The organism is Pseudomonas sp. GW-45, from assembly GCF_056896675.1.
Window position 1 is genome coordinate 813,565 of sequence record NZ_CM167674.1, and the last position, 21,717, is coordinate 835,281.

Sequence of the window (21,717 nt, forward strand, 5' to 3'; positions counted from 1 at the left end):
ACCGGGCCTGCCAACTAGGTTGGACAGGCCCGGAGTCAGTTCACTTACTCAGTTAGTGCGGTTTTGCTAGCGTCAGCGTGCCATTCATAGACAACGAAGTTGAAGTCTTTCAGGTCGCCTTTTTCGTCGAAAGCGAGGGTGCCGGTGGGCGTGTCGAAGCTATTGCTGCGCAATGCCTCAGCAACCGCCTCGGTATCAGCGCTGCCAGCTAGCTTGATGCCATCGGCAATGACTTGAACCGCTGCATAGGCAGGGAAGACGAACGGGCCGGACGGGTCCTCGTTTTTGGCTTTGAAGGCTTCTACCAGATCGGCGTTCTTGGGATCTTCATCAAAGGCCTTGGGCAAGGTGACCAGCAGACCTTCGGAAGCTTCGCCAGCAATCGCAGAAATATCCGTGTTGCCTACGCCTTCAGGCCCCATGAAGCGCACGTCCAGGCCTTGTTCGGATGATTGACGCAGAATCAGACCTAGCTCCGGGTGGTAGCCGCCGTAATAAACGAAGTCGACGTTGGCTTGGCGAAGCTTGGCGATCAGCGCGGAGAAGTCTTTGTCACCGGCGGTGACGCCTTCAAACAGAGGCACGTCGATGCCAGCTTCGGTCAGTACGTCGCGTACTGCAGTCGCGATGCCTTCACCGTACTGCTGCTTGTCGTGGATGACCGCCACTTTCTTCGGCTTGATCTGTTCGGCGATGTATTTGCCAGCAGTCGGGCCTTGCAGGCTGTCCAGACCGATAGTGCGGAACAGCAACTTATAGCCGCGCTCGGTGATTTCCGGGCTAGTAGAGGCCGCAGTGACCATCAGGATGCCTTCATCTTCATAAATGTCGGAAGCAGGCTGGGTAGAGCTGGAGCAGAGGTGACCAACGACGAATCGAATGTCATCGTTGACGATGCGGTTGGCAACCGCAACGGCTTGTTTAGGATCGCAGGCATCATCAAAAACGACGCCCTCAAGTTGGCTGCCGTTGACGCCGCCAGCTTGGTTGATCTGCTCAATGGCCATTTTGGCACCAATGAACTGCATATCACCGTATTGCGCGACTGGGCCAGTGACCGGGCCGGCCAGCGCGATTTTGATGGTGTCGGCGGCTAGCGAATAGCCGCTGAAGCCGACCAGCGCCGCAGCGGTGATAATCTGGGAAAGTGCTTTCTTATGTGCCATTTTCATATCATCTGCTCACTTGTGTTGTTATGCCGAAGTAGTCTTGGCTCGTTCCGGTTTATTATGGATTCACAGCCTGATCGGAACTGTACCGGCGCAGTTTAGCAACCCCCATCGGTACAGGGAATCGACCGTTGTCGATTTGTCAGTCAATGTCCGTTAACTGCAACATTGTGTCTGTATGGCGACATACCAAATGACAGAGTAGGCTGTTTTTGGCGACATTGCCGACGATTTCTTGCATGTCAGCTACAGCTCGCTACCATGCAAGCCTTTGATAGATGAAAGGACTTACTCCGATGCCCCTGTCTGAAGAAGCTTACGCGGCCATCCTTGGTGCCACCGGTAATATTGAATGGAAAACCCTTGAACCCCACTTTGCCCGTGGCGATTTGCTGGTGGTCGCGCCTGAGTTGGATTTGGTGCAGGCGGCTGCGGCCATGATGGAAGACAACGGTGAGCAGATTAAAGGCTGGATGGATGCCAAACAGCTGCAATTGGCGACTGATGCGCAGGCAGGGGATTGGGCGGAGCGGGAGCCCCGTAACTTGTGGGCGGTGGTGATTCGGCCTTGGGTTTTGGTGCAGGAGCGGAATAAAAGTTGACCCATTTTTTGCCCGCAAGTATGTTTTAAAGATAGCTTTATTCGGCTAGCTTTTTGACTGTTGGTCACTCAGACACTGATATCTGGTTTGGGACCGGTTTCGCCACTAGGCGAGCTAAGGGGGCATGCTTGCCCATGCCCCCTTAGCGATCCCCCAGGGCACCCAGCTGCGCGGCCCTTTGGGTTCGCTGCGTTGCTCAAGCTGCCGGGGACGCGCGCAAACTCGCTTCGCTCAGACACCGCACACGTCTTTCTCCCGACAGCTCTGCGCTACTCGCCCGCTCAGATGGGACTGGATGGTCCGCGTAGCATTGTCGTGAAGTGGCCGAAACGAAAAAGAAAACTGTGATTGCGATCGTTCCCACGCTCCAGCGTGGGAATGCCGCTTTGTACGCTCCGCGTCCAGTGGTGCGCGCTGCCTACCCTTGTTTGTGCCCCAGGCCTAACCCAACCTCGCCCTCAACCACCCACTCAACGCATCCACCACCAACACCATCACCAACATAGCCAAAATCACACTCATCGCCTTGGACTGCTGAAACAGACTGAGCGTGACGTGGAGCATTTGGCCTAAACCGCCAGCACCAACAAAGCCCAACACCGCCGCCATGCGAATGTTGTTTTCCCAGCGATACAGCGTGTATGCAAGCCACTGCGGGATCACCCCGGGCAGGGTGCCGTATAGGAAGGCGGTGGTGGCAGAGGCGCCTGCTGCGCGCAAGGCGTTGGCGGGTTCGGGTGGGGTGTTTTCCAGCGCTTCGGCAAAGAGCCGGCCGAGTACACCTGTGGTGTGCAGGGCAATGGCTAGGGTGCCGGCGAAGGGGCCGAGCCCGGCAGCCAAAACCATCAGAGCCGCCCAGACTAGTTCAGGTACAGAACGCAGAGCATTGAGCAGCAGCCGGCAGATGGCTTTGGCCACGCCGCCCAAACGGCCTGCCGCTAGAAGGCTGAATGCTGCGCCAAAGAGCGCTGCCAGCAAAGTGCCAATGGCGGATATTGCCAAGGTTTCCAACGAGCCTTGCCATAGCTTGCTCAGCCAGGCGGGTGAGGTGTTGGGTGGGAAGAAGGAGGTGGCGTAATCGAGCATCTGTACGCGGCTGTCGCTGCTGAACAGGCTGACGAAATCTAGCTGCAGGTATGCAAAGGAAGCCACGACCGAAGCGATGATAGCCAGCAACCAGAACGCTGCGCTGAGTGTCGGTCTCATGCCAGTCTCCGGCGCAATTGCAGGCTGATTTGGTCTGCTACCAGCACCAGCAGCAGGAAGGTCAGCAGTATGCTCACCACTTCGCCACCGGCGAACATACGAATCGACAGATCAATCATCTGGCCCAGCCCGCCAGCACCGACGAACCCCATGATCACTGAGGCACGCACCGCGCATTCCCAACGATACAGGGTGTAGGACGTCAATTCCTGTGCGGCATTAGGTAGCACGCCGTACAGGAACGCAGCTAGCCGAGAGCTGCCACTTTGCAGCAGCGCGCGGGTGGGTTGCGGGTCGACGGATTCATAAATCTCGGCGTAAACCTTGCCGAGCATGCCGCTGTAGGTGATGGCGATAGCCAGCACGCCCGCCGTCGGGCCCAAGCCTACGGCGCGCACGAATAGTAGCGCCCAGACAATCTCCGGAATGCTGCGTAGCACCACCAGCACCAGGCGTACGGGGTAGCGCAAAAACCGACCAGCCCAACTGGGTGTGCCGCTCAGTAACTTGGAAATGGATAGCGCGCGCGTGGCGATCAGGCTAAGTGGGATGGCCAAAAGCAGCGCCAGTACCAAACCTGCGGTCGCCATTGCGAGCGTTTCGAGCGTGGCGCGGCCAAGCAAGAGCAAAAAGTCGGCGCTGGTTTCCGGCGGCCAAAAGCCAGCCAGAAAACGGCCCATGACCTCACGGTTTTGCGCGTTGAACAGAATCTGTGGCCGAAACTCGGTCAGTTGCAGACCGGGCCAGAGCAATATCAGCAGCGCTAGGGTTAATAATGCGCGAGGTGTGGCGGCGGGATCTTGCCAACGCGCGCGGGAGCTCATCACAGACATCGGTTGGGTAGGCTGTTGGCAATGGCTGCGGCGGGTTGCTGCGCTGTGTCGCTGAGGCCGATGTTCACATAGAGCGCATCCAGATCCTGTTGGCTGACTGCATCGGCAGCTTTGTCGAACAACACCTCGCCAGCGCGCAAACCAATCACTCTTGGGAAATGCCGCAGCGCCAATTCGACCGCGTGCAAGCTGGCTATCAGCGGCACACCGCGCTCGCGGGCAATACTCCCGAGCACGCTGAGCGTGTGCTCTGCCAGTACCGGGTCCATCGCGGAGACAGGTTCGTCTGCAAGCATCAGGTCGGGCTGTTGGTAGAGCACGCGGGCGATGCCGATCCGTTGCTGCTGACCACCGGATAATTGATCGCAGCGGGCGAACAGCTTGTCTGCCAGATCCAGTTGAGACAGTTCGGCGCGCGCGCCTTCGATATCGCTCGGATAACACAACGACAAGCACGCGCGGCCCAGCGTCCATTGTCCCAGTCGGCCAGCCAGTACGGCAGTTACCACGCGTTGGCGAGGTGGCAGGGGAGGGCTTTGATGGATCAGGCCAATACGGCTGCGTAGGCGTCGTAAGGTGCTCGCACGCAGTTGCGCAGGGTTGTGCTGTAGTAACTGAATGTCGCCGGAGGAAGCCAGCAAGCTAGTCGCCAGCAACTTCAGCAGCGTGGTTTTACCCGCGCCGGAGGAGCCGATGATGGCGACTTGCTCGTCAGCAGCAATACTGAGATTGATATCCTTTAGCGCGCGCATCCCGTTGGGGTGGATATAACCCACCCCGTTCAGGTTGATGCTCACTCAAGCAGGCCAGCAGCACGCGCGGCTTCTTCGATGCCTTGGTAGTTCTCGGCACTGGTGGGTACAAAGCGTGAAGCGCGTTGCAAATCCAGGATCGCCTTGTGCTCTGGGTTGGCAGGATCAAGTGCCAGGAAGGCTGCTTTGATCTTTTCGACCAGTTCAGGCTCCAGACCACCGCGTACGGTCCAGTTGTAGTCGTAGTAGGTAGGGGTTACAGCGCAAACGCGTACCTTGTCGGTATTAACCTTATCTTCCTCGATTAGCTTTTCCCATACCGAGGAGTTGAGCACGCCAGCGTCAACCTTGCCGGATTCAACCCAGGCTACGGTCGCGTCATGTGCGCCAGAGAAGCCCACACGGCTGAAGAAGGTGTCAGCATCAATGCCGTCTTGCTGCAGAAAGTAGCGCGGCATCAGGTGGCCAGAAGTAGAGGACACTGAACCGAAGGCGAAGCTTTTGCCTTTAAGGTCAGCGTGGGTTTTCACCTCAGGGTCGGCGGTGATGAACGTGCTGGTGAATACTTCGTCCTGCTCGCGCTGAACCAGCGGGATAGCATCGCCGGTGCGCAGTTTTGCCTGCACATAAGTGAAACCACCCAACCAGGCCATGTCCAGACGCTTGGCGCCGAGGGCTTCAACCACGCCGGCGTAATCGGAAACCGGTTGGAAGGTCACAGGTATGCCAATTTGCTCTTCGAGATACTTGCCTAGCGGCTCGAATTTACGCATCAGCTCTGTGGGTGCTTCGTCAGGGATAGCGGAGACGCGCAGCTCGGTGGTTTCGGCCATAGCGGCGGTGGAGAAAAGGGTGGCAACAGACAGGCACAGGCCCGCCAGCACAGCCAAGGGGCGTTTGATCGTCGACATGTATTACTCCGGTTCAATAGCGGAAGACTACCAGTCGGCTGTCGTGGCCGAGCGGTGCGTGGCGGCAAGTGTAAAGAAAAAGCGCGCACAGGCGAAGCCCTGAAACGTTTAGCCTTGTCGCAAGCTGGATTACACTCGTTGGTTTACCTTGAGGAGCTTCATCCATGCGCTGGAAATTGGCCGCTAACCTGTCGCTACTATTTGCTCAATTACCGCTGATTGAGCGGGTTGGCGCTTCTGCCAAGGCAGGATTCGATGGTGTGGAGTTGCAGTTTCCCTATGCGTTGCCGGCTATCCAGTTGCGCGCCGAGTTGGAGCGTCACGCCATGCCGCTGGTGCTGTTCAACTTGCCCGCCGGGGATTTGATGACGGGCGGGCCAGGGTTGGCCGGCGTTGCAGGCCGCGAGACGGAGTTTGCTAGCGCCCTGCAATTGGCCGTGGAGTACGCGCAGGTGTTGCGGCCGGAAAAGGTAAACGTGTTGCCGGGTAAGTTGGCTGCGGGCGTCGAGCGAGAAGCTGCATTAGCGACACTGGCTACTAACCTGAACATGGCGGCGGAGGCCTTTGCTCCCCTGGGTATTGGCGTGGTGTGTGAAGCTATCAACCGATTGGATATGCCGGACTTTTTGCTTGCCGGTTCGGCGGAGCTCGCTGAGATGCTTGCGCGGGTCGACCATCCCAACCTATCGGCGCAGCTGGATTTTTATCACATGGCGCGGATGGATGAAGATTTGACGCATAGCGTGCAACGGCTGTCCGGTCGTATTGGTCACGTGCAGTTCGCTGATTGCCCCGGACGCGGCGCACCCGGCTCAGGTGAGATGGATTTTGCTGCTGCCTTGATGGCGCTTGAAAAGGCAGGATATGAGGGGTGGTTGGCTGCGGAGTATCGTGCCGAGACGGATGATGATTTGGCGTGGATGGCCGACTGGCGTGAAGCTGGTTAGGTTGCGGGGCGCTGAAAAGTGGCTAATAGTCGCTGGATTTTTACGCCGAACTCTGTGGGTTAGCGCGGTATCGCTTAACCCACACGCTGTGGTGGAAAGCTGGAACCTATCCCGGCCAGCGTCGTCGTCGGGTACCACGCTGGTCGAGATGGAGCTCGACCTTCTAAAAAACACAACGCGTTACCTGGAGGGCTGGATTCTATACCGCCCAGCTACATGCCCGGCCCACATCGCACCTCTTCAGCTGTAGCAACCTTCTCTTGAGTCTGTTGATCGTACAAACCACCGGCGCTTCGCCAGCCACGTCGCTCTAGTTTGAATAAATACTGCATGCCGGCGGTGAAGTTGTCGTAATCCACCTCCATCACGCACGTGCGAAAGTTGGCATCAAACAGGCCGCCGCTGCCGGCGCCGCCCGGCACCTCGAAGTGATAACGTACCTGAAGATTGTGTGTGCCAGGGCTGATGTCGCCGAAGCGAATGCTTTGGATGAGCTCGCCATCCACACGGTAGGCCTTAACATCGTTGCCCACATCGGCAGCCAAATTGACGCGCACCATGCCGCTTTCCAGCGGCTTTTGCGGCACCGGGGAGCAGGCACTGGTCGCCAGCGCGAGTGCTATTAAGCTGGCGTTTAGAAGGTAACTCATGTGGCTCATTGTTTAATCGCTTCTTTAGTAAAAAGACTGTCTTCCATCTTTAAAGCACGTTCTATATCAATGCCCAGAATAAGCACGCCAATCACTTCGCCGTTGCTGGGATTGCGCACGGTGTTGCTGATATGCACCTGATAGCGCTGGGTTGACTGATCGTAACTCAAAGGGCCCATATAAGGCTTATCTTCGCTTGCGAAGAAAGGCTCGGCAAACTTGGCCTCGTCACCTTGCCAGTAGTCGGTAGTGGTTTCGCTGGTGGCGATGTTTAAGCCATGTTGATCAGTCACTATTATCTCGCTAACTAGGCCTTTGTAGATGGCTTGTTGCTGCGTGAGCCAGGGCGATAAAGCATTACTGTGCACGCTGTTTATCAGTGGCTGCTCGGTTTGCTGCTGTTCTTGCTGCCATTGATTGTCGAGTGCATGGATGCGACTTAAAGATATGCCGGTGTGGGCTTTGTTTTGTTGCAGTACTGCCTGTATCAACATTGGCTCACGGCGCCAGTTATCGAAAAGTGTGTCGTACAGGTGCTGCAGGCGCGCGCGCTCCTCGACCTGTAGTACGCCTATTTCCGGAATGCACTGAAAAACCTGCCGGTTAAATTGCTCAAGAAAAGCGGGTTCGCGGATTAGCAGCGAATTGGAGAAGTAGACACCCAATGTGGTGTACTGCTGAAAATGGGCATTGAGCGGGCGTGAATCGAGGGGTTGCTGTGTCATCTCTATGCGTAGCGTTTGCTGGTCCGCAAGAAAGGCATCTATGCGGCCGCGCTTAAGCAACTGCAGCAACTGCGCAGTATTGGTCACCAGCGGGTCGACCGAGTAGCCATGCTGCAATAACCAATCCACTTGGTTACTGCCACGGACTCCGCCGATACGCAGGCTGTTAGCGGCACCGAAAGCTGGAGGCCGCTCTGTGCTGTTGCTGTACCAGTACCACTTCTCCAGTGCCAACGGTGCCGAGAGGGTGGCAAAATCACTGGCATTGTTCATTCTTGTAGCTGAGAAAAAGCCCTCGGCCTTACCCTGGCTCACCTCACGTACAGCGCGTTGCCAAGGCAGCACTCTGATCTCGTAGTCCCGATCTGATGCTTCAAATATACAGGCTAATGCATTGATAGAGCTGCCCGTCAGGCGGTCGCCTTCCTGCACTTGGTATGGCGGTAAAATATCCGTATTCAAACGCAGTGGCGCAGTGTGAGCGGTCAAAGGTAGGGCGAAAGCAAATGCTAACCACAGACGTCCTAACATGATTGTTGTCCAGCAGCTTTGATGTGCTGACTATAGGACATAACCAACAGAACAGAAGGTGTTTTGCCAAGCTTCATCTCAATATGTGACGAGCGTTATAAATTGCACTGCTTGGGCTAGATCAACCCGACCGATAGCACTGGTCTAGGGTGGGGTGAACGAGGCATGCTATTCATCCTAGTTATAATTCATTGTCGCTCGCATAAGCTGAGCGCAGGTTCAAAGGAGCAGGGCATGCAGGATTTACAGGGCAAAGTTGCGGCTATTACCGGCGGCGGCAGTGGTTTGGGTCGCGAGTTTGCGCTGTGCTGCGCTGCGCGCGGCATGAAGCTGGTGCTGGGCGATGTAGATGAGGCAGGCATGCAGGAAACTCTGCGCGTGGTGGAAGCTGCACATCCCGGTACCGCTGCAGCAACCATGCGGCTCGACGTATCCAAGCTGGAGCAAGTGCAGGCTTTCGCCGATCTATGCAAAAGCGAGTTTGGCGCCGCGCATCTGATCTTCAACAACGCCGGCGTAAGCGTGGGCGGCCCAGCGTGGGAAAACACCGTTGCCGATTGGGAATGGGTGATGGGCGTCAACCTGTATGGCGTGGTGTGGGGCGTTAAAGTCTTTACCCCGATGTTTATCGAGCAGGGTGAAGGCCACATCATTAACACCGCCTCTGCCGCTGGCTGGTTGAATGGTCCGAGCATGTCGATTTACAACGTCACCAAGCATTCGGTCGTTGCCCTGTCAGAAACCCTGGCGCTTGACCTGCGTGATATTGAGGCGAACGTAGGCGTAACCTGCCTTTGCCCAGCGTTTTTTCCAACGGGCATCTCTGATTCCGAGCGTAACCGTCCGGCTGACATGGCGGATACCATCAAGCCTAGCGAGATGATGCTCAAGCGCGCGGAAATGACCAAAGCCGCGGTTCAGAAGGGCAAGATTCAGGCGCCGGATATCGCCGAACAAACCCTCAAGGCGGTTGAGAACAACCAGTTCTATGTGTTCCCGCACCGCAAGATCAAGCAGCTGATTGGCTTGCGTGCCGAAGCGGCCAGCGCTGAAGCTACCGTGTTTGATTCAATGAATCCTTGATTGTGCTGCCACCTGCCGCTTCTGATGCGTATCAATAGCGGCAGGTGGCTGGCTTAACCAACCATCGCCAGACGATGGTGTCGTTTTTGTACTACCGGCTGAATCTCCCCCAATACAAACGGCTCAATCGCCGCCCTGGCGTCCTGCCAAGCCGTCTTGTGCTCCAGATCCAGAAAATGTCCGGTGTGAGCAATACGGGCAAACTCCGCCCGTGGCGCCAGATCGCCGAAACGCAGGGCATCTTCCGCGCTGGTGTACTTGTCCCAGGTGCCGTTGACGAACAGCAACGGAATATCAATATTGCTGACGCAATTCATGTACTGGCCGCTATCCAGTTCCAGTACCTGACGAATATGCAGCAACATTTGTGCGTACTCGTGCTCATCCAAACTGCTCACATGACGGAAGTTACAACGTTTAAATAGCGGCGGCAGGTGCTCGCCGATGGTCTCATTGATCAGGCTTCCGATCTGCTGACGGTCGCACGCTGCAAGATAGGCCTTGCCGCGTGACAGGTAGTCTTGCATCGCCGGGTTAATGATCGGCGAGAAAGAGGTGATCACCGCCCGCTTGATGCGATCAGGTCGCTGGGCCAATGCCAGCATAGTCGCCACTCCGCCCCACGAGAAAGACAGTACCTGGTCGGCACGGAAATGCTCAATCAGGTCTAACAAAATCAGCGCCTCATCTTCTTTGCCAATCAGCAGCTGATTGCTGTTGTGGGCCCGCGAGTGGCCGCTGTAAGGCTGATCAAACAGCACCACGTTAAACAGCGGCTGCAAGTACCGCAGCGTCTGCCCAAAAGAGGCGCTGGTGGCCAGCGAGCCGTTGACCAAAATGATCGTCGATTCAGCCGTAGGGTTAGGGTAAAACCAGGTGTGCACCTGCAAATCGCGGTGCACGCGAATAACAGCTTTCTCAGCGTACATGAGCACCTCGGTGTCAGTCTGTTGGCGTGCGTTTAAGCGCACGGGTTTGGAAATGACACCAGCTAACCGGAGGGAGGTTACAGGGGTGTTGCATGGAGTAAATGTGCATCCAATGTTCATGCGCATGTAATAAAGGATCAAGTATTGGGTGCTTTGCCGCGGCTATTGGCACTATGCCGCTCGCTGGTCGATACTGCTTAGGGGGTTATCTGCGATGAGGGCAAATGGTTGCAGCGTCGCTCTTATATCTTCAAGCGAGCACTGCAGGCACGTTGAAAGAAGATGGAGTTTCCTGTTTCGGTTTTGGCTTGATGATGTACATGGTTTAGCAACGGCTTGATGCGGCAATCTGATGTTTGGCTTATTCCTTGCTTGAGCAAAGTGCTAGCACTTATTTTTGACGCTTGGTAGTTGCCTGGAGTCAGGTTTCATCGATCAACGGCTTAGGAAAAAAATGAATAAGAACATTCCGGTTACCCGACCCTTGCTGCCCCCGCTGGAGGAGTTTGTTCCGTATCTGGAGCAAATCTGGTCCAGTTGTCAGCTAACCAATGGGGGGCAAATGCACACGCAGCTTGAGCAGGAGCTTTGCGAGCATCTGGGGGTAGGGCATATAAGCCTGTTTGCTAATGGCACCTTAGCGCTGATTACCGCACTAAAGGCCGCCGGTCTGGAGGGTGAGGTGATTACCACGCCCTATTCTTATGTTGCCACCTCTCACGCCTTGTTGTGGAATGGCTTGACCCCGGTATTTGTCGATATCGATCCGAGTACGTTCAATATGGACCCGGAGCAGATCGAACGTGCCATCACTCCTAAAACCAGCGCTATTCTCGCCGTACATTGCTACGGCATTCCCTGTGAAATCGATGCCATTCAGGATATTGCAGACCGTCATGGTTTGAAGGTTATTTATGACGCGGCGCATGCATTTGGTGTTACTCGGCAAGGTAAGTCCATTCTTACGGCCGGTGAACTTTCCATTCTCAGTTTTCATGCCACCAAAGTATTCAACACCTTTGAGGGTGGAGCCGTGATTTCACCCGATAGGGAAACCAAAGAGCGAGTTGATCTGCTCAAGAATTTCGGTCTGGCTGATGATGTCACCGTTACTGCACCTGGCTTCAATGCCAAGATGAACGAGATCCAGGCAGCTATGGGGTTGCTGCAGCTTAAGCATGTGGATGCAGCCATCGATGCGCGTCGGGAGGTGGACGAGTTCTACCGCCATAAACTTGCGGGTTTAGACGGGGTACGCCTGCTTGAAATCCCTGACGACTTGCGTTGGAACTATGCTTACTTTGCCTTGCGAATTGACCCTGAGAAGATTGCCGGAGGGCGACAACGCGTCTTTGAATATATGCGCGAGAACGACGTTCTGGTACGACGCTATTTTTATCCGCTGATCAGTTCATTTCCGATGTACCAGGATTGTCAGCAACATGGTTTGACGAATGCGCGTGCTGCTGCTGGATCGGTACTCTGTTTGCCCAACTTTCCGAGTTTGCAGCGGGAAGAGCGTGAGAAAGTTGTCGCAACCTTTCTGTCCGCTATCGATCAGGTAGGTTGATTTGCGGCGATATGTGATTTTCTCCGGAGCTAACGAACGCGCTGTTATTGCCGTTTGCAGGTTTCTCTGTCCGCTTGATCTGCCGCCCATAATCATTGCCCGTTCCGACCAGGATCCTGTTTGGCATACGGATTATGCTCATTTGGTCCTTGCGTCTCGGGAGCATGATCAGCTGGATGTGGCGGACTTGTTGAATTCCGTGCGACACGCAGCGGGCGCTAGCGCCGCGCGCTTGGTGCTGCTCCCCACTGTAGAATCGGTGAATCGTCTGATACTGGCCAATAGAGCCGAGTTCGAACTGGCGGGGCTGACCGTGGATATGGTGTCGGAAGCTATCTACAGCCAAGTGTCCGACAAAGCAAAGTTCATCCAGTTGATTACCTCTTTCGGGATGTCTGCACCGCCTGAAGTCCTAAACCCTGCTGCCGCTGGCTTGCCTATTGTGGCTAAGCCTTTCGCAGAGTTTTCTCGCGTCGACGGCGCGAAATGTTACCCGGAACTGATTTTTTCGGAAGCCCATTTCGATCGCTTTGTAAAGACAACGCGAGCCGAGGACTATTTCTATCAGCGGTATCTTACCGGTGACAGTTACTATTATTTGATGCATCTCTCGACAGACGGCACTCATCTGATTGCCTATCAGCAGAACCTGCTGCAACAGGCTAACGGCAAATCCATGCTTGCTGCCAGACTGTGCGACTGTCCGGATGAAGTTTTGGGTGACAGCCTGGTAGCGGCTTTGCGGTCCGTGAATTACAGCGGCTTCGTGATGGTGGAGGTCATGTATGCCGAGGACCACTTTTACGTCATTGAGGCGAATCCTAGACTCTGGGGCCCCTTTGATCTGGCGTGCAGGACCGTCGTGGCGTCGGCGCTGGTCGAAGGTCTGGATATTCAAGCTTCAACGCTACCGCTGGCAGAAACGGTGACCCGATTTGGCTATACCTGGTTTGGTGGGCTTGTATCGGAAGTGATGCGAGGGCGCAAAGTAAGAATTTATCCCAAAGCTGCGCGCCTACTGACCGCTGAATTGCTGGGCCGGCGGTGTCGAGACGTGTTTCTTCGCAGCGACACTCGCAAGTTGTTTGTCAGAGAAATCAAAACCGCTATTGCCGCTCGTAGGCAGAAAAAGAAAGCTTCGGAGGTAATGTGATTCAGAAAACGGACGATGGCTCCCTGCAGGCGTTGCTGGACGCGCTGGGAAAGCATACCGGATATCAGCAGCTGCCAAGGATGCTTGAGCCTCTGCTTATGCTGGAGCCCGGTCGGGTGCAGTCTCGACATGAAGAAGCACGTATGGCCTATATTGCCGGGCACCTCGACTTCACGGGCAAGCGGGTGTTGGATATTGGCGCCAACTCGGGATATTTCAGTTTCGAGGCAATAGAGAGGGGGGCTTCGGGCGTCACTGTTTATGAGGGCTGGGCTCCGCACGCTCGTTTCGTAAAAGCAGCTTCCGAGGTCTTGGGAATCGACGATAGGGTGGAGGTTCACGATCAATATTTCGACTTCCAGCGCCCTGAAGGTGTTTGGGATATCTGCCTCCTGCTGAATGTGCTCCATCATTTAGGCGATGATTTCGGTTCTTCTGCCTTGTCCATGGAGCAAGCTCGATCTGAGATGCTTGCAGCCATGAATCGCATGTCCCGCCATGCCCGGACGTTAGTGCTGCAGCTTGGTTTCTGCTGGAAAGGCAACGCCGGGCTCGGATTGTTCGAGAACGGAACCAAGTCTGAGCTGCTCGCATTTCTAGATCATGGCACCGCAGCAGACTGGCGCATTGAGCAGGTGGGAATTGCCGAACGTAATATGGGCGAAGTGGTTTATAGGCCCCGCGACGCAAGCAATATGCTGCGCGACGATAGCTTGGGCGAGTTTCTGAATCGCCCATTGATCATCATGACATCGCGCCATTTATAGAGCCTGGTATCAGATAGGCTGGCGGCAAAGAGGAAGGGAGTTCATGGCAGATATCACACCAACGCTCAGCGTTTACATGCTTGCTTATAACCACGGCAAGTTTATTGAAGAGGCGATACAGAGTGTAGTGGCGCAGAAGATCAGTTACACCTATGAACTGGTTATCGGCGACGATGCTTCTTCAGATGAAACGCAAGCTGTCTGCGATAAGTATGCGCAGCTTTATCCGGATATTGTGCGCTATATACGTCAAGCCGAAAATCAGGGTGCCGCAGAGAACAGCCGTCAGGTTCTGGCTGCTTGCAGAGGTAAATATCTGGCTCGCCTGGAAGGCGATGACTTCATGGTGGGCCGCACTAGGTTGCAGAGACAGGTGCAATGGCTGGAAGAACATCCCGATTGCATGCTGGCCTACGGGCGCGCCCGCGTGATAGACGAATCGCGGACGGTATTGGGTGTTATTCCGGTGGAGCAGCGCTGCTTTTCTGGCGACGTGCTGGAAGAGATGGTAGACGCGAATCTCATACCGGCTTGTACCTCGGTATATCGCGCCGAAATCCTCAAACAATTACCTGAATGGCGAAGTCAGGTGCGCTATGGCGACTACGTAGCGAACACTCTGGCCGCCGACAAAGGTACGGTCTATTGCCTGGATGAAGTGATTTCTTCCTATCGCCGTCATGGCAACAGTATGACCGCTGGCGATAGCTACGAAGAGAATCTCCGGCAATTGATGGACATTCATTGCCACTTCATCACCAATGATGATTTGTCGGCGCGCGGCATTCAATTGAGCAGAGAAGCGCTGCTACGCAAGATGGCGTTACTCACACAGCACCATCGAATAACCGGCGACAGCGGGGCATGGTCCGATTTTTGTTCTCGTTACGAGGCTTGCTTTGAGCCCGATTCACCTCTGGCTCGCCGTTTTCATGAACTGCTCTGCACAGTGTTGCCCACCAATGCGAAACAGCGCCAGACAGATTGCCTCTTCTCTATCGTCCTGACCACGTACAACCGTCCCGCTATGTTGCTGGATGCTTTGCGCAGCGTCTCTGCACAAAAGTTGCGTGATTTTGAAGTGGTCTTGGTCAACGACCACGGTGATCCGGTGGAAGATCTGTTGGCCGAATTCGACTTTCCCCTTACCTATATCCGCAAAGGGTTTAATGAAGGGCTCTCCGCCGCGCGAAATACGGCACTGGCGGTCGCTCGCGGTCAGTACATCTGCTATCTGGATGATGATGACTTCTACCGACCCGAACACCTCCAGGAACTGGCCAGGGCGTTCGAAGAGCACCCTGCTGCCGTGGTGTATTCGGCGGTCGAATATGCTAGCGAGCAGCTGGAGGACGGCCAACGCAAGGTGCTGGAGCGCACACAGCCCTTCAAGCATGAACGATTCGATAAAGAGCGTCTTTTCATCCACAACTACATTCCGGTCAATACCTGGGCGCACCCGCGCTGGATCATTGACGAGGTAGGTGAGTTTGATACCTCGTTGAGCGCCTTTGAAGACTGGGACATGCTGTTGCGCATGGCCGCGCGCCACCTGTTAGTCCATGTACCTGTGGTTACTGCTGAGGTGCGTAACAGGCAGGAAGGTGGTGAGGATGGCGATCATATGCTTAGCCGTGAACGCGGCAAGTTTGCGGAGCTCTATCAGGAAATCTATCGTCGTCACTCCGACCTCGCCAGCGAACGCGTGCGAAAGGGGCGTGCGACCCAGCTACGGGCTTTGGGTGTGGTGGCGAAGGGCGATCCTACTCCTGTGCGGACCTGGTTGGCCGCCCGCACTCTGTCACCTGTTCAGCGCCGCCTGGCGGAAGATTACGTTCACCGCCAGAGCGCAACCGCTGCGCAACTCTGTGCGGTGATCCTCGACCTCAACGCCGATGCTGAGGCGCTTGCGAGTACGCTTGAATCGATGCAACTGGGGGCCGTAGTTGCCAATGTCGCAGCGCTTGTGATGAGCACTGCAGCGCCACCTGCCAACTATAAAGGCCAATGGTGTCAGACCAGCGAGCAAAGCTGGGTCGACGACCTGAACCAGCAGATGGCGAATTCCAGTACGGACTGGGTTGTGCTGTTGCAGGCGGGCGAAGAGTTCGCTGCGAGCGGGCTGCAGATGGCAGCTTTGGAGCTACAGGCAAGCCCCGAGTGCAGGGCGATCTTCTGCGATGAGCTATATCGTCAGGGCGATAGCGATTTTGGTGTCGCCTTGCGGCCGGATTTCAGCCTTGATTACCTATTGAGCTTTCCGCGTGGTATGGCAACACACTGGCTATATGATCGCGCTCACCTAATGAGCTTGGGCGGCTTCAATGCGCAGTGTGGCGAGGCTATGGAGCTGGACTTTATCTTGCGGCTGGTCAATGAAGAGGGCGCGATAGGCCTGGGGCATATTGCCGAACCACTGGTGATTAGCCCGGCGCCGGTGCTGCGCGATTCCACGCTGGAGCGGGTGGCAATCCTGAAGCATTTGCAGCACAGAGGCTACCCCGACGCTACCGTGAAAAGCGTGCTGCCTGGGCAGTACCAGATTGATTACGCTCACCTAGGTCAGCCGTTGGTATCCATTGTTGTGGTCATGTGTGACGAGTTGGCTGCCACACAGCGCTGCGTGATGAGCGTGCTGGAAACCACCCTCTATGCCAGCTACGAAATACTGTTGATCGATAACAATAGCCAGGGCGCCGCAGTGCGGGACTGGTTGACGGCACTGGAGCAGATGGGGAGCTCGCGTTTGCAGGTGCTGCGCTCTACCGAGACGCTGAGTAGGAGCGAGGCGAATAACCAAGCGGCGCTTAACGCCACCGGCGATTACCTACTACTGTTGCGCCCCGATGTCGCAGTGCTTGACGAGCTCTGGCTAAGCGAGCTCATGAACCATGCGCAGCGTCCGGAAGTCGGTTTGGTGGGAGCGCGTACTGTTGATGCCGAGGGTAAGATCACTCACGCGGGCCTGGTACTGGGGCTGCGCGGCCCTGCGGGCAGCGTATTTGTTGGCGAGCCGCTGGATACTGCGGGCTATATGCAGCGGCTTCAGGTGGATCGTAACGTAAGCGCGGTATCGGACAGCTGCATGCTGGTGCGCAAATCGGTGTATGTCGACGTGGGCGGCATGGACGCGGCCACCTTTGCCGATGAGGGTGCAGCCCTCGATCTGTGTTTGCGAGTGACCGACAGCGGCCATATGCTGGTGTGGACGCCACGAGCGACCTTGTTGCATGGCGCCGAAGTGCGCAAGGGCACACTGGCCACACATGATCAGTTGTACGCGAGGTGGTTACCACGTCTGGCTCGCGATCCTGCGTATAACGCCAACTTATCCCTGGTCAAGTCGGGTGGGTTCCAATTGACCGATCCGCAAATTTCCTGGCGACCTTTGGATATATGGCGGCCTGTGCCGGTCGTGCTGGCGCACCCTGCTGACCTGTTTGGCTGTGGTCACTACCGCATCATTCAGCCCTTCAGCGCCCTGCGCGAGGCGGGCATGGTGGACGGAGCACTATCGCAGGGACTGATGCATGTCGCTGATCTGGAGCGTTACGCGCCAGATACGATCATATTGCAGCGGCAGATAGGCGATGAGCGCCTGGATGCCATGCAGCGTATGAAAGTATTTTCCAATGCTTTCAAGGTCTATGAGCTGGACGACTACCTGCCCAACCTGCCTATGAAGAGCGCGCATCGCCATGCAATGCCGAAGGATATCCTCAAGTCTCTCAAGCGTGGCATCGCCATGGTCGATCGTTTTGTGGTATCGACCGAGCCCTTGGCTGAAGCCTTCGCCGGTTACCATCCGGATATTCGGGTGGTGGCGAACCGTCTAGATCCACTCTGGTGGGACGCCCTTCCAGCGCCCATCCGCGGCGAATCTGGAAAGCCCCGGGTGGGTTGGGCTGGCGGCGCCAGCCATACCGGCGATCTGGACCTTATTTTTGATGTGGTACGCGAGCTGGCTGAAGAGGTGGAGTGGATATTTTTTGGTATGTGCCCCGACAAGCTTCGTCCGTATGTGCATGAGTTTCATCAGGGAGTTTCGATAGATCAATATCCGCTCAAGCTTGCTTCGCTGAATCTCGATCTCGCTCTGGCTCCGGTTGAAGAGAATTTGTTCAATGAGTGCAAAAGTAATCTGCGCCTCCTGGAGTACGGCGCTTGTGGCTATCCGGTAGTCTGTTCCGATGTGCGCTGCTACGCAGGCGACTTGCCTGCCACTCGAGTGAAGAACCGCTATCGCGACTGGGTTGATGCTATTCGCATGCACCTATGCGATCCGCCTGCATCGCAGGCGCAGGGCAAAGCGCTTTATGAAGCAGTTAAAACAGACTGGATGCTGAGCTGGGCCGGTCTTGAGGCTTGGCAGAAGGCCTGGTTACCTTGACCTTGGGAGGGCGATGAACGGCAACTAAAGGAATGTTGCGACTGGTCGATAAAGAATCATGGCTGGCGTGTTTGCCAGCAGTACCCTGGCTGAAGCGATGAACTTAGCAAGAAAAATGTGAAATTCATCCTAAAGCTTTCTGGCAAAGGGTCGATACAGTAACTGAATGCGAACTCAATGGGTGCCTGGGCAGGTCCGGCCCTGAGGTCGCCGCTCAGGCAAACATAACCAAGTTTACGAGGTACTTACCATGGCTCTTACAGTCAACACTAACGTAGCTTCACTCAATGCCCAGCGTAACTTGGGTTCGTCGTCTAACAATCTGCAGACTTCTCTGGAGCGTCTGTCTTCTGGCTCGCAGATTAACAGCGCGAAAGACGACGCCGCTGGCTTGCAAATTTCCAACCGCTTGACCAGTCAGATTAATGGTCTTGGCGTAGCTACCAAGAACGCGAACAACGGCATCTCGATTGCCCAGACCGCTGAAGGCGCCCTGCAGGAATCCACCAATATCCTTCAGCGTATGCGTGATCTGTCACTGCAGGCCGCTAACGGCTCAAATGGTGACACCGAACGTGATGCTTTGAACTCGGAAGTAACTGAGCTTAAGAAAGAACTGGATCGCATCTCTAATACCACAGCATTTGGTGGCAAGAAGTTGTTCGATGGTAGCTTCGGTACTGAAACATTCCAGGTGGGTAGTGCAGCTAACGAAGCTATCAGCTTGAAGTTAGATGAAACTAGCACAAAATCATTGCGTAGCGATGCTATCAGTAGCGGCACAATCACAGCTGCGAGCGTAGCTGCTGGTGCGGCTCCGGCTTCGGGTTCAGTAGCTGTATCTTTCACTATCGTAGGTGGTAGTGCTGACGGTACTGATCGCGTGTTCACAGTGAGTTCTGACTTCGCTTCTGGCGCAACCCAGGTAGAGCAGGTTCAGAATTTGGCTACCGCTATCAACGACGCGAACATTGGTGTTGGTGCCTTTATCGATGACTCCGGCGCCATTAACGTGCTTACCAATTCGGATCTGGGTACTGCTGATGGTGAGTTGTCAGTTTCCTTTGCCTCCGGCGCGACGGCTGCGGCAGCAACCACTGCTGCAGAAGCTGGCGGTACTGATGTCGTCTTCGCTGCAGTAGCCGCGACCGATGCTGAAGTTCGCGATATCGACATTACATCTGCAGAAGGCGCTCAGAAAGCGGTTTACATCATTGACGCAGCACTCCAGTCGATCGATAGCCAGCGTGCGAGTCTGGGTGCTGCTCAGAACCGCTTTGACTCGACTATCAGCAACTTGCAGAACGTGTCTGAAAACGCTTCAGCTGCTCGTGGCCGTATTCAAGACACCGACTACGCTGCTGAAACTGCAAACCTGACCAAGAACCAGATCCTGCAACAGGCAGGCACTGCAATCCTGGCCCAGGCCAACCAGCTACCACAGGCCGTACTTAGCCTCTTGGGCTAAGATCGGAACCGGGGTAATATGCGGGGGGAAGGCTAGCCTTCCCCCCGCTTTTTCCGTTGCGAGGTAAGCACCATGGATATGGGTGTTATCAAACCGTTTGAAGTAACCCGTTCAGCGTCCAGCGCTGTCGCGGTGGAAGCGGGTGCCGGCAAAAGCCAGGCAACTAGGCAGATGGATGCTGCACAGGCAAGGTCAGTACCGCAACCGATATCGACACAATCACGTGAGGCAGTAGAGCAAAGCCCCGCGGTTGAGCGTGATCAATTGCAAACAGCGGTTTCTGATATTCAGAATTTTGTCCAGTCGGTACGTCGAGACATCAATTTCAACCTTGATGATGAAAGCGGCCGAATGGTTATTAATGTAACCGAGGCAACTAGTGGCGATGTTATTCGCCAGATACCCTCGGAAGAAGCACTGCGTTTGGCGGAGAATCTGTCGGAAATTCGTAGTGTGCTGTTCGAAGCAGAGGCTTAACTCTGCTGGCCGGTTTTACTGGCACGCAACTTGCCTATTTAGACCGGGACTCATTTTTCGGTATGCGCTCCGTCAAAAAACGGTCGCGAGGTAAGCTATATGGCTATTACAGGTATTGGTTCAGGCCTAGACATCAGCGGCATCGTAACTGCCCTTGTGAACGCTGATGGTGCGCCTAAAACAGCGCAGCTCTCGCGACTCGAGAGTGCGACCACCGCAAAGTTTACTGCGTTGGGATCTTTCCGCAGCGCGATGTCTAGTTTTCAGTCGGTACTAGACAAGCTAAATAGTGCAGAGGTCTACGAAAAACGAACTGCGACTTCCGGAAGTACTAGCAATTTCAGTGTGACTGCGGCCAGCACAGCTGCCAGTGGTACATACGATGTGCAAGTATTTAACTTGGCTCAAACGAGCAAAATTGCTTTGCGCGGCCAAGACAATGCTACCGCTGCGGTCGGCACCGGTACTATGACGATAGCCGCGGGCGATACCACGCTGGATATCGATATCACAGATGCGAACAGCACTCTTAGTGGTATTCGTGATGCGATTAACGCAGCAGGTGAAGATGACGGTATCAGCGCTACTATCGTGACTGACCCTAGCGGCGTCGGTGGTTCTCGCCTGGTTATTAGTTCCAGCAAAGCAGGTACCGGCAATGATATATCGGTCAGCGTTGCGACTGATGCCTCTGACACGGGTAATCTAGCTGACTTGGCATATGCGCCTCCTGCAACTACTGATTTCACACCCACACCGGCAGATACTCAAAATCCCCGCGAGCCACGTGTCATCTCTTACGCGCGTGATGCCAACTTGGCTATTGATGGCTTGGCGATTAGTAGCGCTAGCAACACTATCAGTGATGCTATTGAGGGGGTCAGCATTACCCTTAAGGCGGCGCAATCCCAGGAAGCGATTGCTGCTGGCACGAGCATCAGTCTTAAGGTGGCAGAAGATAAAGCAGGGGTTAAGGCTTCATTGCAGTCATTTGTTGATGGCTATAACGCGATGATGAAAACTATTGGAACGTTGACCGCTGTCACTCCAGTGGGTGGCGACGAAGGTGAACCGTTATCCGCAGCCCTGGTGGGTGATTCTTCCGTCCGCTCGCTGTTGTCATCTGTGCGTGGTGAGCTTGGGTCCGCCGGTAATGGGGATATCCGGATTCTGGCTGATCTTGGCATTACTACCAATCGCGATGGTACTTTGGCTCTCGACGCTGGAAAGCTCGACGACGCACTGGAAAATAACTTCGATAGCTTGAGCACGTTTTTGGCAGGTGATAATGGGTTGATGAGTCGTCTGGATGCGAAAATTGAACCCTATACCAAGAGTGGCGGTATCCTTGATGGACGAACCACATCTCTGCAGAACACGTTATCCAATATTGATGATCAACGCGAGACGCTGACCTTGCGTCTTGATAAATTGGAAGCCCGTCTGCTTGCCCAATTCAACGCTATGGATACCCTGGTTGCAGGCCTTTCCAGCACCAGTGATTATCTAACCGGACAGCTGGCAAACCTGCCTGGTGTCGTAAAACAGGATTAA

Annotated in this window: 18 protein-coding genes; 10 read left to right on the top strand and 8 right to left on the bottom strand. The window is 55.2% G+C overall.

Annotated features, from left to right (window positions below):
• Positions 1–44: 44 nt before the first annotated feature.
• Complete coding sequence (locus AC1XYH_RS03655) at positions 45–1,166, bottom strand: branched-chain amino acid ABC transporter substrate-binding protein (RefSeq protein ID WP_483326296.1); 1,122 nt, start codon at positions 1,164–1,166, stop codon at positions 45–47.
• A 299-nt stretch (positions 1,167–1,465) separates the two neighbouring features.
• Here AC1XYH_RS03655 and AC1XYH_RS03660 point away from each other — a divergent pair, with 299 nt between their 5' ends.
• Positions 1,466–1,771 carry a DUF2288 domain-containing protein gene (locus AC1XYH_RS03660; protein WP_483325306.1) on the top strand — a complete coding sequence of 102 codons (306 nt, stop codon included), beginning with the start codon at positions 1,466–1,468 and terminating at the stop codon, positions 1,769–1,771.
• Positions 1,772–2,212: 441 nt separating this feature from the next.
• On the opposite strand, the gene phnE is transcribed toward AC1XYH_RS03660, so the two are convergent.
• The 4 genes from phnE to AC1XYH_RS03680 are packed head-to-tail and all read right to left on the bottom strand — an operon-like array spanning position 2,213 to position 5,473.
• Positions 2,213–2,977 (bottom strand): phosphonate ABC transporter, permease protein PhnE, encoded by a 765-nt coding sequence (phnE, locus tag AC1XYH_RS03665; RefSeq protein ID WP_483325307.1) that lies wholly within the window; start codon positions 2,975–2,977, stop codon positions 2,213–2,215.
• A complete protein-coding gene (locus tag AC1XYH_RS03670; protein ID WP_483325308.1) occupies positions 2,974–3,801 on the bottom strand; it encodes a PhnE/PtxC family ABC transporter permease in 828 nt (275 codons plus the stop codon). Before AC1XYH_RS03670 ends, phnE begins: the two co-directional genes overlap by 4 nt.
• Complete coding sequence (locus AC1XYH_RS03675) at positions 3,801–4,607, bottom strand: phosphonate ABC transporter ATP-binding protein (protein WP_483325309.1); 807 nt, start codon at positions 4,605–4,607, stop codon at positions 3,801–3,803. The genes AC1XYH_RS03670 and AC1XYH_RS03675 overlap by 1 nt, the downstream gene beginning before the upstream one ends.
• On the bottom strand, positions 4,604–5,473 hold the full coding sequence (locus AC1XYH_RS03680; protein ID WP_483325310.1) for a putative selenate ABC transporter substrate-binding protein: 870 nt from the start codon (positions 5,471–5,473) through the stop codon (positions 4,604–4,606). The genes AC1XYH_RS03675 and AC1XYH_RS03680 overlap by 4 nt, the downstream gene beginning before the upstream one ends.
• Positions 5,474–5,637: 164 nt before the next feature.
• On the opposite strand from AC1XYH_RS03680, the gene AC1XYH_RS03685 reads away from it, so the two are divergent.
• Positions 5,638–6,420, top strand: coding sequence for a hydroxypyruvate isomerase family protein (locus AC1XYH_RS03685; RefSeq protein WP_483325311.1), 783 nt, complete (start codon positions 5,638–5,640; stop codon positions 6,418–6,420).
• Positions 6,421–6,632: 212 nt separating this feature from the next.
• Here the strand turns inward: AC1XYH_RS03685 and AC1XYH_RS03690 are convergent, their stop codons facing one another.
• The gene (locus tag AC1XYH_RS03690) at positions 6,633–7,070 is read right to left on the bottom strand and encodes a PA0061/PA0062 family lipoprotein (protein ID WP_483325312.1); all 438 of its coding nucleotides are present in this window, start codon (positions 7,068–7,070) and stop codon (positions 6,633–6,635) included.
• 5 nt (positions 7,071–7,075) lie between these two features.
• Entirely contained in the window at positions 7,076–8,326 is a 1,251-nt protein-coding gene (locus AC1XYH_RS03695) for a transporter substrate-binding domain-containing protein (protein WP_483325313.1), read from the bottom strand.
• Between the two features lie 234 nt (positions 8,327–8,560).
• On the opposite strand from AC1XYH_RS03695, the gene AC1XYH_RS03700 reads away from it, so the two are divergent.
• Positions 8,561–9,409, top strand: coding sequence for an SDR family NAD(P)-dependent oxidoreductase (locus tag AC1XYH_RS03700; protein ID WP_483325314.1), 849 nt, complete (start codon positions 8,561–8,563; stop codon positions 9,407–9,409).
• Between the two features lie 53 nt (positions 9,410–9,462).
• Here AC1XYH_RS03700 and AC1XYH_RS03705 read toward each other — a convergent pair whose 3' ends face one another.
• Positions 9,463–10,338, bottom strand: coding sequence for an alpha/beta fold hydrolase (locus AC1XYH_RS03705; protein ID WP_483325315.1), 876 nt, complete (start codon positions 10,336–10,338; stop codon positions 9,463–9,465).
• Positions 10,339–10,792: 454 nt separating this feature from the next.
• On the opposite strand from AC1XYH_RS03705, the gene AC1XYH_RS03710 reads away from it, so the two are divergent.
• From AC1XYH_RS03710 to fliD, 7 genes are all read left to right on the top strand, one after another.
• Positions 10,793–11,908 (top strand): DegT/DnrJ/EryC1/StrS family aminotransferase, encoded by a 1,116-nt coding sequence (locus AC1XYH_RS03710; protein ID WP_483325316.1) that lies wholly within the window; start codon positions 10,793–10,795, stop codon positions 11,906–11,908.
• 142 nt (positions 11,909–12,050) lie between these two features.
• Positions 12,051–13,061: an ATP-grasp domain-containing protein gene (locus AC1XYH_RS03715; protein WP_483325317.1), complete on the top strand. Its 1,011-nt coding sequence runs from the start codon at positions 12,051–12,053 to the stop codon at positions 13,059–13,061.
• A complete protein-coding gene (locus AC1XYH_RS03720; protein WP_483325318.1) occupies positions 13,058–13,828 on the top strand; it encodes a class I SAM-dependent methyltransferase in 771 nt (256 codons plus the stop codon). The genes AC1XYH_RS03715 and AC1XYH_RS03720 overlap by 4 nt, the downstream gene beginning before the upstream one ends.
• 43 nt (positions 13,829–13,871) lie before the next feature.
• Positions 13,872–18,218, top strand: a complete 4,347-nt coding sequence (locus AC1XYH_RS03725) for a glycosyltransferase (protein ID WP_483325319.1) — start codon at positions 13,872–13,874, stop codon at positions 18,216–18,218.
• A gap of 250 nt (positions 18,219–18,468) precedes the next feature.
• Positions 18,469–19,686 (top strand): flagellin, encoded by a 1,218-nt coding sequence (locus tag AC1XYH_RS03730; RefSeq protein ID WP_483325320.1) that lies wholly within the window; start codon positions 18,469–18,471, stop codon positions 19,684–19,686.
• A gap of 72 nt (positions 19,687–19,758) precedes the next feature.
• Positions 19,759–20,163 carry a flagellar protein FlaG gene (locus AC1XYH_RS03735; RefSeq protein WP_483325321.1) on the top strand — a complete coding sequence of 135 codons (405 nt, stop codon included), beginning with the start codon at positions 19,759–19,761 and terminating at the stop codon, positions 20,161–20,163.
• A gap of 99 nt (positions 20,164–20,262) precedes the next feature.
• The gene (fliD, locus tag AC1XYH_RS03740) at positions 20,263–21,717 is read left to right on the top strand and encodes a flagellar filament capping protein FliD (RefSeq protein ID WP_483325322.1); all 1,455 of its coding nucleotides are present in this window, start codon (positions 20,263–20,265) and stop codon (positions 21,715–21,717) included.